General features: G+C 68.0%; 13 protein-coding genes. 9 read left to right on the plus strand and 4 right to left on the minus strand.

Going from position 1 to position 13352, the window contains the following annotated elements; all coding sequences use genetic code 11:
* Positions 1 to 152 precede the first annotated feature (152 nt).
* Positions 153 to 1751 carry a carboxyl transferase domain-containing protein gene (locus tag U1H82_RS01185; RefSeq protein WP_375339476.1) on the plus strand — a complete coding sequence of 533 codons (1599 nt, stop codon included), beginning with the start codon at positions 153 to 155 and terminating at the stop codon, positions 1749 to 1751.
* Positions 1752 to 1837: 86 nt separating this feature from the next.
* Here U1H82_RS01185 and U1H82_RS01190 read toward each other — a convergent pair whose 3' ends face one another.
* Positions 1838 to 2296, minus strand: coding sequence for an endonuclease domain-containing protein (locus U1H82_RS01190; protein WP_322963099.1), 459 nt, complete (start codon positions 2294 to 2296; stop codon positions 1838 to 1840).
* Between the two features lie 27 nt (positions 2297 to 2323).
* Between U1H82_RS01190 and U1H82_RS01195 the strand changes: the two genes are divergently transcribed.
* Positions 2324 to 4177, plus strand: coding sequence for an acetyl/propionyl/methylcrotonyl-CoA carboxylase subunit alpha (locus U1H82_RS01195; RefSeq protein WP_322963100.1), 1854 nt, complete (start codon positions 2324 to 2326; stop codon positions 4175 to 4177).
* Entirely contained in the window at positions 4174 to 4623 is a 450-nt protein-coding gene (locus tag U1H82_RS01200; protein ID WP_322963101.1) for a MaoC family dehydratase, read from the plus strand. Before U1H82_RS01195 ends, U1H82_RS01200 begins: the two co-directional genes overlap by 4 nt.
* Here U1H82_RS01200 and U1H82_RS01205 read toward each other — a convergent pair whose 3' ends face one another.
* Positions 4624 to 6687 carry a TonB-dependent receptor gene (locus tag U1H82_RS01205; RefSeq protein WP_322963102.1) on the minus strand — a complete coding sequence of 688 codons (2064 nt, stop codon included), beginning with the start codon at positions 6685 to 6687 and terminating at the stop codon, positions 4624 to 4626.
* A gap of 258 nt (positions 6688 to 6945) precedes the next feature.
* Here U1H82_RS01205 and ccmC point away from each other — a divergent pair, with 258 nt between their 5' ends.
* The 6 genes from ccmC (at position 6946) to U1H82_RS01235 (ending at position 11658) form a co-directional block, all read left to right on the plus strand.
* Complete coding sequence (gene ccmC / locus U1H82_RS01210; protein WP_322963103.1) at positions 6946 to 7671, plus strand: heme ABC transporter permease CcmC; 726 nt, start codon at positions 6946 to 6948, stop codon at positions 7669 to 7671.
* 97 nt (positions 7672 to 7768) lie between these two features.
* Positions 7769 to 8203, plus strand: coding sequence for a cytochrome c maturation protein CcmE (gene ccmE / locus U1H82_RS01215; protein WP_322963104.1), 435 nt, complete (start codon positions 7769 to 7771; stop codon positions 8201 to 8203).
* The gene (locus U1H82_RS01220; RefSeq protein ID WP_322963105.1) at positions 8200 to 10134 is read left to right on the plus strand and encodes a heme lyase CcmF/NrfE family subunit; all 1935 of its coding nucleotides are present in this window, start codon (positions 8200 to 8202) and stop codon (positions 10132 to 10134) included. The genes ccmE and U1H82_RS01220 overlap by 4 nt, the downstream gene beginning before the upstream one ends.
* Positions 10131 to 10658, plus strand: coding sequence for a redoxin family protein (locus tag U1H82_RS01225; RefSeq protein ID WP_322963106.1), 528 nt, complete (start codon positions 10131 to 10133; stop codon positions 10656 to 10658). Before U1H82_RS01220 ends, U1H82_RS01225 begins: the two co-directional genes overlap by 4 nt.
* A complete protein-coding gene (locus U1H82_RS01230) occupies positions 10655 to 11032 on the plus strand; it encodes a cytochrome c-type biogenesis protein (protein ID WP_322963107.1) in 378 nt (125 codons plus the stop codon). Before U1H82_RS01225 ends, U1H82_RS01230 begins: the two co-directional genes overlap by 4 nt.
* Positions 11032 to 11658 carry a tetratricopeptide repeat protein gene (locus tag U1H82_RS01235; RefSeq protein WP_322963108.1) on the plus strand — a complete coding sequence of 209 codons (627 nt, stop codon included), beginning with the start codon at positions 11032 to 11034 and terminating at the stop codon, positions 11656 to 11658. The genes U1H82_RS01230 and U1H82_RS01235 overlap by 1 nt, the downstream gene beginning before the upstream one ends.
* A 4-nt stretch (positions 11659 to 11662) precedes the next feature.
* Here the strand turns inward: U1H82_RS01235 and U1H82_RS01240 are convergent, their stop codons facing one another.
* The gene (locus U1H82_RS01240; RefSeq protein ID WP_219020562.1) at positions 11663 to 11875 is read right to left on the minus strand and encodes a DUF3072 domain-containing protein; all 213 of its coding nucleotides are present in this window, start codon (positions 11873 to 11875) and stop codon (positions 11663 to 11665) included.
* A gap of 270 nt (positions 11876 to 12145) precedes the next feature.
* A complete protein-coding gene (ald, locus tag U1H82_RS01245) occupies positions 12146 to 13252 on the minus strand; it encodes an alanine dehydrogenase (protein ID WP_307003119.1) in 1107 nt (368 codons plus the stop codon).
* Positions 13253 to 13352 lie beyond the last annotated feature (100 nt).

Raw genomic sequence — 13352 nt, forward strand, 5'->3', positions numbered from 1 at the left:
CCAACGGGGGGCCAATCCACCCCCAGCCACCCCCCCCCCTCCGCGGTGGGGGGGGGGCCCCGCCGCGACGCGGTGGTGGAGGGGCGAGGGGCTTGCCCCTCCACCATGCTGCGCATGGTCCCCCTCCCCAAGCACAGCTTGGGGAGGATTTGATGGGGGCAGTTCTTTCTAGCCGCATTGCGCGTGACAATGCGGCCTTCCGTACCAATGCTGACCACAACCGCGCGCTGGCCGAACGTCTCCGCGCCGACGTCGCCAAGGCGGGGCTCGGCGGCAGCGAATCCTCCCGCGATCGCCATATGTCACGCGGCAAGCTCCTACCCCGCGACCGGGTGGAGCAGTTGCTCGACGCCGGTTCGCCGTTCCTCGAAATCGGCCAGCTTGCCGCCAACGGCCTTTACGACGATGCCGTCCCCGGCGCGGGGCTGATTGTCGGGATTGGGCGGGTCGAAGGCCGACAGGTGATGATCGTCGCCAATGATGCGACGGTGAAGGGCGGCACCTATTATCCGCTGACCGTCAAGAAGCACCTCCGCGCCCAGGAGATCGCGCTCGAGAACCGGCTGCCGTGCATCTATCTGGTCGATAGCGGCGGCGCGAACCTGCCGCATCAGGCGGAGGTGTTTCCCGACCGCGATCATTTCGGCCGCATCTTCTTCAACCAGGCGCAGATGTCGGCGGCGGGCATTCCCCAGATCGCCTGCGTCATGGGCAGTTGCACGGCGGGCGGGGCGTACGTCCCCGCCATGTCGGACGAGACGGTGATCGTGCGCGGGCAGGGGACGATCTTCCTCGCCGGGCCCCCGCTGGTGAAGGCGGCGACGGGCGAGGTCATCTCGGCCGAGGAACTGGGCGGCGCTGACACGCATGGCCGCAAGTCGGGCGTGGTCGATCATGTCGCCGAGAATGACGATCATGCGCTGTCGATCGTCCGCGACATCGTCGAGACGTTGCCGCCGCAGACCTTGCCTGAGGTGAACCTGGCCGAAGTCGACGAGCCGCTTTATCCGGCCGAAGAGCTTTACGGCCTGATCCCGCAGGACGTGCGCGCGCCCTATGACGTGCATGAGGTGATCGCCCGGCTGGTCGACGGATCGCGCTTCCACGCGTTCAAGGCGCTCTACGGCGCGTCACTTGTCTGCGGCTTCGCGCATATTCATGGCAAGCCGGTCGCCATACTGGCGAACAATGGCGTGCTGTTCTCGGAGAGTGCGCAAAAGGGGGCGCACTTCATCGAACTGGCATGCCAGCGGCGCATCCCCTTGCTGTTCCTCCAGAACATCTCCGGCTTCATGGTCGGTGGGCGCTACGAGGCGGAGGGGATCGCCAAGCATGGCGCCAAGCTGGTGACGGCGGTCGCGACGGCGCAGGTGCCCAAGATCACCGTGCTGATCGGCGGCAGCTTCGGGGCGGGCAATTATGGCATGTGCGGGCGGGCCTATGGCCCTCGTTTCCTGTTCACCTGGCCCAATGCGCGGATCAGCGTGATGGGCGGCGAACAGGCGGCGAGCGTGCTGGCGACCGTCCACCGCGACGCGGACAACTGGACGGCGCAAGAGGCGGAGGCGTTCAAGGCCCCCATCCGCCAGCGTTACGAGGATGAAGGCAATCCCTGGTACGCGACCGCGCGGCTGTGGGACGACGGCATCGTCGATCCGGCGCAGACGCGGGATGTGCTGGGCCTTGCGCTGGATGCGTGTCTGAACGCGCCGATCGCGGAGGCGCCCCGGTTCGGGGTGTTCCGGATGTGATGCGAGGGGGGATGCCCCTCCACCACCGCTTCGCGGCGGTCCCCCTCCCCAAGCATAGCTTGGGGAGGATTGAAGAAGAGCACACCTTAATCCTCCCCAAGCTGTGCTTGGGGAGGGGGACCGTCCGCAGGACGGTGGAGGGGCAGGCGGTCGCGAGCCTGTGTCATGATGTAACGGATGACTGTATCCAGATCGCGAAGCACGTCGCGGGCTGGGATCCGCAAGACGGCTACCCCATGCCCGGCCAGGAACGCATCCCGCCGCACGCCACGCTCCGGCTGGTCCCCGCGCTCATGGACTTCGCCATCCACCTCAACCGCCACCCGCGCCACCGGGCAGTAAAAGTCCAGCACATACGCCCCCGCCGGATGCTGCCGACGAAACCGCAGGTTATCGGGGCGCTCGCGCAGGACGCGCCACAATACGACCTCCGGCAGCGTCATGTCCCGCCGCAGTCCCCGTGCTTTCCGTACCGTCCGGCCCGGCTTCGTCGGTATTCCCATCGCCCCTCCACCATGCTCCGCATGGTCCCCCTCCCCAAGCATAGCTTGGGGAGGAATGAGGATTAAAGCATGTTCTCTTCCCTCCTCATTGCCAATCGCGGCGAGATCGCCTGCCGTATTATCCGCACCGCGCGGGAAATGGGCCTGCGCACCATCGCCGTTTACTCCGAGGCGGATGCGCAGGCGTTGCATGTCCGGTCGGCCGATGAAGCCGTCCTCATCGGCCCCGCCCCGGCACGCGAAAGCTATCTCGACGCCGCCCGCATCCTCGCCGCCGCCAAGGAGAGCGGGGCGGAGGCGATCCATCCCGGCTATGGTTTCCTGTCGGAAAATGCCGATTTTGCCGAGAAGGTCATCGCTGCGGGCTTGATCTGGGTCGGCCCCGACCCCGACAGCATCCGTGCCATGGGCCTGAAGGATGCCGCCAAGGCGCGGATGATCGCCGCCGGCGTGCCGGTCACCCCCGGCTATCTGGGCGAAGACCAAAGCCCCGACCGCCTCGCCGCCGAGGCCGATGCGGTCGGCTATCCCGTTCTTATCAAGGCGGTCGCAGGCGGCGGCGGCAAGGGCATGCGCCGCGTCGACGATCCCGCCGCTTTCGCCGAGGCATTGGCGTCGTGCCGTCGCGAGGCGGCGGCTTCGTTCGGTGACGACCGGGTGCTGATCGAGAAATATATTCTCTCTCCCCGCCATATCGAGGTGCAGGTCTTCGGCGATCGCCATGGGCATGTCGTCCATCTGTTCGAACGCGATTGCTCGCTGCAACGCCGCCACCAGAAGGTGATCGAGGAGGCCCCCGCGCCGGGCATGGACGAGGCGACCCGCCAAGCCGTGTGCGCCGCCGCCGTCCGCGCCGCGCAGGCGGTGGACTATGTCGGGGCGGGCACGATCGAGTTCATCGCCGACGCTTCCGAAGGCTTACGCGCCGACCGGGTCTGGTTCATGGAAATGAACACCCGGCTTCAGGTCGAGCATCCCGTCACCGAGGCGATCACCGGCGTCGATCTGGTCGAGTGGCAGCTGCGCGTCGCAGGCGGCGAGCCGTTGCCGATGGCGCAAGCCGACCTTGCCATCCACGGCCACGCGATCGAGGCGCGGCTCTATGCCGAGGACCCCGCCAAGGGCTTTCTCCCCGCGATCGGCACGCTGGAGGTGTTCGATCTGGGTGACGATCCCGCGATCCGCATCGACACCGGGGTCGTGGAGGGCGCGGAGATCACCCCCTGGTACGACCCGATGATCGCCAAGGTCATCGCCCATGCCGACACCCGCGACGAAGCCCGCGAGGCGCTGGCCGATGCGCTGGACGAGGCGGTGATCTGGCCGGTGCGTACCAATGCCGGGTTCCTGGTCGAGGCGCTCGACCATCCCGACTTCGCCCGTGGCAATGTCGATACCGGCCTGATCGCCCGCGAGGGCGAGGCGCTGATGCCGCCGACCGAGCCGTCCGAAGAGGCGCTAGCCGAGGCAGCTGTCGCGCTGATCGGGCAGGACGCGCTGTCGGGCTTCCGCCTCAATGCCCCATCCCGGCGGAGCGCGCGGTTCCTGCTCGACGGGCGGCCGATCACCGTCGATTTCAGCGAGGCGGGGGAGGTGCCCCCTTCGCCGACCGACGAAGTGCTGATCTCCGAGGGCGGGCAAAGCTGGTCCTTCACGCGCTGGCGCGCCGATGGGCTGGCGGCGGGCGGGGCAGGCGATGGTGCGATCCTGTCGCCCATGCCCGGCCGGATCATCGCCGTCGCCGTGACCGAGGGGCAGGCGGTCAGCGCGGGCCAGCCGCTCGTCACGCTGGAGGCCATGAAGATGGAGCATGTCCTGACCGCGCCTTTCGACGGCATCGTCACCGACCTGAAGGCGGACACCGGCGGTCAGGTGGCCGAAGGCGTCGCGCTGGTCCGTATCGTCGCGGAGGATGCGGCATGAGCGGGCGTTACTTCGACGAGTGGACGATCGGCGACCGGATCGAGCATCCCATCCGCCGCACGGTGACCGAGACGGACAATCTGCTCTTCTCGACCATGACCCATAATCCCCAGCCGCTGCATATCGATGCCGAGGCGGCGCGGGCCAGCGAGTTCGGGCAAATCCTCGTCAACGGTACCTTCACCTTCTCGCTGATGGTCGGATTGTCGGTGGGGGAGACGACGCTGGGGACGCTGGTCGCCAATCTGGGCTATGACGAACTGGTCATGCCCGCGCCGGTGTTCCTGGGCGACACGCTGCGCGCGACGAGCGAGGTGACGGCCTTGCGCGAAAGCCGCTCGCGGCCGGGCGCGGGCCTGGTGACGTTCCGGCATGAGGCACTGAACCAGCGGGACGCGGTGGTGTGTCGGTGCCTTCGAACGGCGCTGGTGAAGAAGCGCGGCTGATTACAACCGCGTTCGAACCCCGATCCACACGGTTCGGGGCGTCGCCCGCTCGATCAACCCTGCGCCGCTATAGGCCGCCTCGACTCGCGCATCGGCCAGATTTTCCGCCCGCGCTTCGATCAGCCAGCCGCGAACGACCGGCACCGCCGCATAGGCGTCCAGCGTCGTTGCGGGCGCGAGCGAGCGGCTATTCTGATCATCCTCGAACTGGCGGCCGACATGGCGGATGGTTCCGCTGAGCGCTGCACCGCGATGCGCGACCGCCAGCGTCGCGGATAGCTGGTCGCGCGGCGTCTGGGCGGGGCGCAACCCGTCGAGCGGCGCGGCGGCCCCCGACGCCTCGACCCGTGCATCGACGTGCGACCAGGAGCCGCGCGCGCTGATCGGTCCGGCGGTCCAGTTCGCCTCCAGCTCGAACCCGGCCGAGCGGATCGCGTCGAGATTCTGCCGCATCCGGTACACGCCGTTCGCCGCGACGAAGCCGACGCCGGGGAATGTCCCCGGCCCGCGTCCGATCGTCACATTGGCGATCGCGTCGGTCAGCCGGTTCAGGAAATAGGTCCCCGACAGCCGAAGGCCTGCCGCCGGGATCAGGTCGAAGCCGCCCTCGATCCCCTCGACCCGTTCCGGGTTCAGCGCGGCATTGGCGGCGGTCGCGTCGGCTCCGGCGCGGAACGGCCGGTACAGCTCGTTGAGCGTCGGCAGCCGCCACCCACGATAAGCCGCCGCGCGCAGGATTAGCGGCGCGACGGGCTTCACCGCCACGCCCAGCCGCCCGGTAAATTCCTGCCCCGACCGATCGGGAAAGCCGGTGTCGGTCAGCGCCGCGCCGGTCGCCAGCGCCACCTCGTCCAGCCGTCCATCCCGGATGCGCCAGTCGTCCACCCGCGCGGCGGCGGTGAGGGTCAGCATACCCGTCTCGGCACTGCCATCGGCGAACAACCCCATGGTGCGTGTCGCGCCGCCCGCCTCGCGCCGCCGGGTGGGAAGGCCCGCGACATAGGTGTAGAGTTCCTGCGTCCGCCCGCTGGTGTCGCGGATATCGCCGCCCAGCCGCAGCTTGACCGCGTCGCCCAGCGGCGGCGACACCTCCACCCGCGCGCCGAGCCCGGTGGCGGGGACATTATACTGGTCCAGCGTCAGCGCCGCCGTCGTCCGCGCGGTGTTGACGCTGGCATAGCGCGAGGCGAAAGCCCGTGTCTGCACATAGCCCAGCGCCGACCAGCCCCAGCCACCCCGCCCGACCAGCCGGATGCTGGCATCCGCGCCGTCCGAGCGATTGTCGGTGAAATCGGTCCCCCGATCACGCGCGTCATGGAAGGCGGCGAGCGTCATCTGCAATTCGGTCGAAGGCGCGATCCCGACCACGCCGCGCGCCGCGCCCGAATATTGTTCATAGGGGGCGGGACGATCGACCGGCCCGCGCTGGCCCGCGACGATCGGGATGAAGCCATTGCCGCGGGCATAGGCGCCCGAGACGGTCAGGAATCCACCACCCCGCACCAGCGAGGCCGAGCCTTGCGCATCGACCGAATTCCGGCTGCCATAGGCGACCGCCAGGTCGAGTGGGGCAAGCTGATCCGGCGTCGCGCTGTCCATCTCGATCGTACCCGCCAGCGCGCCGGGGCCCCAGAAGCCCGATCCGCCACCGCGCGTCACCCGGATGCGCCCCAGCCGCCCGGTGGCATAGGCGGGGAAGACGACCCAACCGCCGAACGGATCGGCCTGCGGCACACCGTCGAGGATCAGCAGCGCCCGGCTCGATGCATTGCCGCCCAGCCCGCGCAGCGTGATTCCTTGCGAGGTGGGATGCGCCGAGCGACTGTCCGAGCGGCGGAACTGCTGAAGCCCGGCGACATCGGCCAGGACATTCTCCAACCGCTGCGACGCGTTCTGGGTGATCCGCGTGCGGTCGATCGTGACCACGTCCAGCGCGCGGTCGCCCGGTTGATCCGCTAGACCCCGGCCGGTCACGATGATGGTTTCGGGTTCTGTGGTTTGGGCGAAAAGGGGCGTGGGGGCGAACGCGAGGGCGAGCAGCGGCAGGCGGCGGAATGTGGGCATGATGTGGCGGTGGTCCCCTTTGTTCCCCTGATAGGGATGTCGTGGAAGGAAGACGAATCAGGATATTAATGGGTTCATTCGCCAATGAGTCTCACGCCCCTCCCGTAAACGGGAGGGGATGGGGGAGGGTGGGCCACAAGCAACAGTCTCTGTGAGACCCCATGCCCTCCCCAAACCCCTCCCGCCTGCGGGAGGGGCTTAATAAGGAGGGAGAAGGCGGATGACGCGCTCGAAAAACCGCCTTACAGTCCCGTCATCGTGGCCACCCTGCACTCCCTTGCGAACCCTGCGCGTTTCCTGAAGATCGCTCGTCCGCTGACCGGGATTTTCCTGGGGGCGGGTATTGCGCTGATCGCAGTCGCGGTCTGGGCAGGACTGACCCAGACGCCGCCCGATTATCTTCAGGGCGAGACGGTACGTATCCTATATATCCATGTTCCCGCCGCCTGGCTGGGCATGGGCGGATGGAGCGGGATTGCGCTCGCCAGCCTGTCGCTGCTCGTCTGGCGGCATCCGCTGGCGCAGGTTGCGGGGCGTGCGATCGCCTGGCCCGGCGCGGTGTTTACGGCGCTCTGTCTGGCGACCGGATCGATCTGGGGGCGGCCGACCTGGGGGACGTGGTGGCAATGGGACGGGCGGCTGACCTCGATGCTGCTGCTGCTGTTCGTCTATCTCGGCTATATCGCGCTCGCTCGTGCCGATGCGGATCGCGGCGGCGACGGGCGTATTCCGGCGCTCTACGGCTTGGCGGGCACCGCACTCTTGCCGGTGATCCGCTATTCGGTGGTGTGGTGGAACACGCTGCATCAGGGCCAGTCGATCGGGCTGACCGGCTCCAGCATCGACAGGTCGCTGCTCTGGCCGCTGCCGATCAGCTTGAGCGGCTTTACCTTCCTGTTCGCCGCGATCGTGCTGATGCGGATGCGCACCCTGCTCGCCAGGGCCAAGGCCGAGGCGCGGATGCGGCGGATGGCGCGCGCATGAACCAGATGGCGTTCGTCGCGGCCGCCTATGCGGTCATGCTGGGGGGCGCGAGCGTGCTGACCCTCGTCAGCTATCTGGCGATGAAGCGCGCCGAGAAATGACGCCCAAATCCCAACGTCTCACGCTGGCGCTGCTGGCGCTGGCCGCGATCGTCGCGGCGGTGCTGCTCGCTATGTCGGCGATGAAGGACCAGGCGGCGTTCTTTTACACCCCCTCCGATGCGCAGAAACAGGGCCTGCCGCTGGGCCGCGCGGTCCGGCTGGGCGGGATGGTCGAGGCAGGGTCGGTCCACCGCGCGCCCGATGGGGTGACGGTGCGTTTCGTCGTCACCGACGGCAAGGCGACGACGCCCGTCACCTTCGCCGGGATCACGCCCGACCTGTTCCGCGAGAAATCGGGCGTGGTGGCGGAGGGGCAGTTCCAGCCCGATGGCCGCTTCGTCGCGACCAACCTGCTCGCCAAGCATGACGAGAAATACATGCCTCCCGAAATCGCAGGCAATATGCACGAGAGCCGGAGCCTGGAGCCGTGATCGCCGAAGCGGGCCTCGCCGCACTCTGGTTCGCCGCGATGCTGGCCGGGTTGCAGCTGCTGCTCGGCGTCCTTGCCTTGCGGCGCAAGGATGCGGCGGGCGAGCAGGCGATGACGGCGATCGGGCCGGTCGCGATCGTGCAGGGTGCGCTGGTCGCGATCGCCATGGCGGCGCTGATCGCTGTGTTCCTGAACACCGATTTGTCGGTCAAGTTGGTCGCCGAGAACAGCCATTCGGCCAAGCCCTGGATCTATAAATTCGCTGGAGCCTGGGGCAATCACGAAGGATCGATGCTGCTCTGGGTGACGATCCTGGGCGCGGGCGGCGCGCTGGTCGCGTGGAAGGAGCGCACGCTCGACCGGGCGACCCATGTCGCGACGCTGGCGGCGCAGGGGGCGATCGCGCTGGGCTTCTATGCCTTTCTGCTGTTCGCCTCCAACCCGTTCGCGCGGCTGAACCCCGCGCCGATCGAGGGGCAGGGGCTCAACCCGCTGTTGCAAGACCCCGGTTTGGCCTTCCATCCACCGACGCTCTACGCGGGCTATGTCGGGCTGTCGGTCGCCTTTTCCTTTGCGGTCGGCGCGCTGGTCACGGGGCAGGTGGGGCCAGCCTTTGCCCGTGCGATGCGGCCCTGGGTGCTGGGCGCCTGGGTGCTGTTGACCATCGGGATCACGGCGGGGTCTTACTGGGCCTATTATGAGTTGGGCTGGGGTGGCTGGTGGTTTTGGGACCCGGTCGAGAATGCCTCGCTGATGCCGTGGCTGGCAGCGACCGCCCTGCTGCATTCGGTCAATGTGCTGGCGGCGCGCGATGGCCTGCGCGCCTGGACCGTCATGCTGGCGGTCGTGGCGTTTTCCATGTCGATGATCGGCACCTTCCTGGTCCGCTCGGGCATATTGACCAGCGTCCATGCCTTTGCCGTCGATCCCCGACGCGGGGCGTTCATCCTGGGGCTGCTGGGTCTCTATATCGGGGGGGCGCTGGCGCTGTTCGGCGCGCGCATCGGGCAGGTGCGCGCGGGCCGCAGCTTCGCCTTTGTCAGCTGCGAAGGCGGGCTGGTCGTCAACAATCTGCTGCTCTCGGTGATCCTGGGCATCGTGCTGATCGGCACGCTCTATCCGCTGGTCGCGGCCGGGTTCGGCGTGCGACTGTCGGTCGGGCCGCCCTTCTTCCACGCCGCCGCCGGGCCGATCGCGCTGGTGCTGGTCGCGGTGATGGCTGTCGGGCCGTCCTTGCGCTGGCGGCAGGATGACGCCGAGGCGGTGCTGATCCGCATGTTGTGGCCGATGGTCGCGGCGGCGGGGACCTTTGCGCTGATGCTGACCCTGACCGGCGGCATGAGCGTCTTGTCGCTGCTCGGACTGTCCTTCGGCGTCGGCCTGATCGTCGCCAGCGTGTTGCCGATCGCCCGGCGCAACTGGCGGCGCACGCCCCTGCCGATCTGGGGCATGGTCGTCGCGCATGTCGGGCTGGGCGTCAGCATGATCGGCATGGCCTGCGACAGCGCCTTTACCGCCGAGCGGCTGGTCGCGCTCTATCCGGGGCAGGCGACGATCGTCGGCCCGTGGCGGGTGCAGCTCGACCGCATCTATCCCAATGTCGGGCCGAACTGGTCGGCGCTGGAGGCCAGGCTGACCGCGACGCGCGATGGCAACGGCGCAACGCTGCGCCCGCAACAGCGCTTCTTTACCGATCCGCCGACCACGACCAGCGAAAGCGCGATCGCCACCCGCTGGGACGGCCAGCTCTATACCGTGCTGGGCCAGCGGGACGCCGCGACCGGGCGCTGGCAGTTGCGGCTGTGGTGGAAGCCGTTCGTGACGCTGATTTGGGCAGGCGGCGCGCTGATCGCGCTGGGCGGGGCGCTGGCGCTGTTCGGGCGCTGGTTCAAGGGATGGCAGCAGCGGCGACGGGAGGCCCTGTGGGGATGAAGCGCGGGTTGATCTGGTTGCCATTGGGGCTGTTCGGGGTGTTGTTCGCGGTGGTTGCGGCCGGGCTGATGCGGCCTGCCGATACGACCGTCCATTCGACGCTGGTCGACAAGCCGCTGCCCGCCTTCCGCCTCGACCCGATGGTGGCGAGCAAGCCGGGCCTGTCGAGCAGCGATTTCGGCCATGGCCGCCCGCGCCTGCTCAACGTCTTTGCCAGCTGGTGCATCCCCTGCATCGCCGAGGCGCCGCAACTGATGGCGTTGAAGGCGCGCGGCGTGCCGATCGACGCCATCGCGATCCATGACAAGGGCCCCGCAATCGCCGCTTTCCTGCGTCGCAACGGCGATCCTTACGGCGCGATCGGCGATGACAGCCGCAGCCGGGTACAGATGTCGCTCGGTTCGTCGGGGGTGCCGGAAACCTTCCTGATCGACGGGCGCGGGCGGATCGTGCGGCAATATATCGGCGATATCCGCGCCGATCAGGTCGACCAGATAGTCCGCGACGTGGCCGCCGCGCGATGAGCCTGTCGCTCGCTCTGTTGCTGGCCGCGGGGACGCCTGCGGTCGATTACGGCAATACGCAGCTGCCCGACCCCCGTGCCGAGGCGCAGGCTCGTGCGCTGATGGGCGAACTGCGCTGCGTCGTGTGCCAGGGCCAGTCGATCGCCGACAGCGACGCCGACATGGCCGCCGATATGCGCGCGCTGGTCCGCCAGCGGATCGCGCGCGGTGAGAAGCCCGAGGCGATCCGCCACTGGCTGATCGAGCGCTATGGCGATTATGTCAGCTATGACCCGCCCTTGTCCGGGGCGACGGCCCTTCTCTGGGCCGCGCCGCTCCTGCTGCTGGCGATCGGGGCGTGGATCGCGCGGTCGAGCTTTCGGAAGGGGCGCTGATGGGCTGGCTGATCCTGCTGCTGCTTGCCGCGGGGGCGATGGGCGCGGCGCTGTGGCTGCGCTTTCCCCGGCCGCTCTGGACGATGCTGGGGGCCGCGCTGGCGCTGGGCGGGGTCGGCTATGCGTGGCAGGGGCGGCCGACTTTGGCCGCCAGTCCGCCCGCGCCGCGCCCTGATTCGCTGCTGGACAATGACTCCATCGCCGAGCTGCGTGGCCAGCTGATCGGGCGTTATGGCGACGAGGCGGCGATGTTCACCGCCGCCGATGCGCTGTCCCGGTCGGGGAATAAGCGGACGGCGGTGCAGATCATGCTGGGCGCGGTCGGCGGCAAGCGGGACAGCGTTCCCTATTGGACCGAACTGGGCAATGTCCTGTTCGCGCATGACGGTTATCAGATGTCGCCCGCCGCGCAATTCGCCTTTCGCCGGGCCCGCACGCTGGGGCCGAGGGACCCTGCGCCCTTCTTCTTCGAAGGGCTGGCCTGGATGCGGGTGGGCGACTTCCGCAAGGCGCGGACGTTCTGGGCCCGCGCCCTGCAACTGTCGCCTGAGAACGCCCCCTATCGCCCGGCGATCGCGCAGCGGTTGATGCTGCTCGACCAGGCGATACGGATGATGGGGGAATAGGGGCTTACTGGCCCCGGCCGGTCTTGGCCTGAAGCGCGTCGATGCGCTTGGATGCGTCCGCCTTGGTCAGGGTATCGTCGAACGGTTCGCCCGCCTCTTCGGACAGGGTCTTCAGATAGCTGGCCTGCGCACCGGTCATCTTTTCGTCGCCGGTGGTCCAGTCATCGGGGTCCTTCTCGGCGTTGGAGAAGGGTTCGGTCTTGGGGTTGTCGGTCATCGAGTGATCCTTTCAGGGGGATCAACGGCGATGTTCCAGTTTTGTTTCTTTTTGTTCGCGCGGAGGCGCGGAGACGCGGAGATGGTGCATCCAGCCGCAAGGCTGGCCTCCAACCGCCAGGGTGAGGAAAATCCGTCGGCGGAACAGACACCGGCCGCCGACCCCATCCCGAACCCCTCTGCGTCTCCGCGCCTCCGCGCGAACTTAATCGTCTTGCCCTGTGGCGGATGGCGGGGCTTGCGCTTCGACTCCGCTCAGAGCGAACGGGGTTTAGCCCGCCCAGGCCTCGAACGGCAGGTCGAGCGCTTCGGCGACCGCTGCGTGGCGGATCTTGCCGCCTGAGACGTTCAGGCCGTTCGCCAGGTGCGCGTCCGCCTTCATCGCGGCCTCGGCGCCCATGTTCGCCAGCTTCACCGCGAAGGGCAGGGTCGCGTTGTTCAGCGCGAAGGTCGAGGTGCGGGCGACAGCGCCGGGCATGTTGGCGACGCAGTAATGGATCACGCCGTCGACCTCGAACACCGGGTCCTGATGGGTGGTGGCATGGCTGGTCTCGAAGCAACCACCCTGGTCGATCGCGATGTCGACCATCACCGAGCCGCGCTTCATCGTCTTCAGCATGTCACGGGTGACGAGCTTCGGGGCCGCCGCGCCGGGCACCAGCACCGCGCCGATGACGAGATGGGCGTTCTTCACCGCCGCCGCGATTGCCGCCTTGGAGGCATAGGCGGTCTTGATCTGGCTGGAGAAGAACATGTCCAGCTCGGCCAGACGGTCGTTGTTGATATCATAGATGGTGACATCGGCGCGTAAGCCCACGGCCATCTGCGCTGCATTCACGCCCGAGACGCCGCCGCCCAGGATGGCGACCTTGGCAGGCGCCACGCCGGGCACGCCGCCGAGCAGGATGCCACGGCCGCCCTGCTGCTTTTCGAGATAGTGGGCGCCGACCTGCACCGCCATGCGGCCCGCGACTTCCGACATCGGCTTCAGGAGGGGTACGCCGCCACGGGGGCTGGTGACGGTTTCGTACGCGATGCAGGTCGCACCCGACTTCATCAGGCCTTCCGCCTGTGGCTTGTCGGCGGCGAGGTGGAGATAGGTGAACAGGACATGGTGCGGGCGCAGCATCGCGACCTCGACCGCCTGGGGCTCCTTGACCTTCACGATCATCTCGGCCTGGTCGAACACCTCGGCGGCGGTCGCGACGATGCGCGCGCCCGCGTCGATATAGTCCTGGTCCTCGAAATCGATGCCGCTACCGGCCTTGGTCTCGACGATGACCTCATGCCCGGCGGCGACCAGCTCGGCGACCGACGGCGGGGTCAGGCCGACGCGATATTCGTGGTTCTTGATTTCCTTGGGAACACCGACGCGCATGCTGCACTCTCCTGAAAAATGTTGCCCCGATAATAGCGCCGACGGGGCGGGAGAGGTGTGCAAAGCGGTCCCGCAGCATCGTATAATTTGGGATATCCGT

Source organism: Sphingomonas fuzhouensis, from assembly GCF_034659795.1.
GTDB classification, from domain to species: domain Bacteria; phylum Pseudomonadota; class Alphaproteobacteria; order Sphingomonadales; family Sphingomonadaceae; genus Sphingomonas; species Sphingomonas fuzhouensis.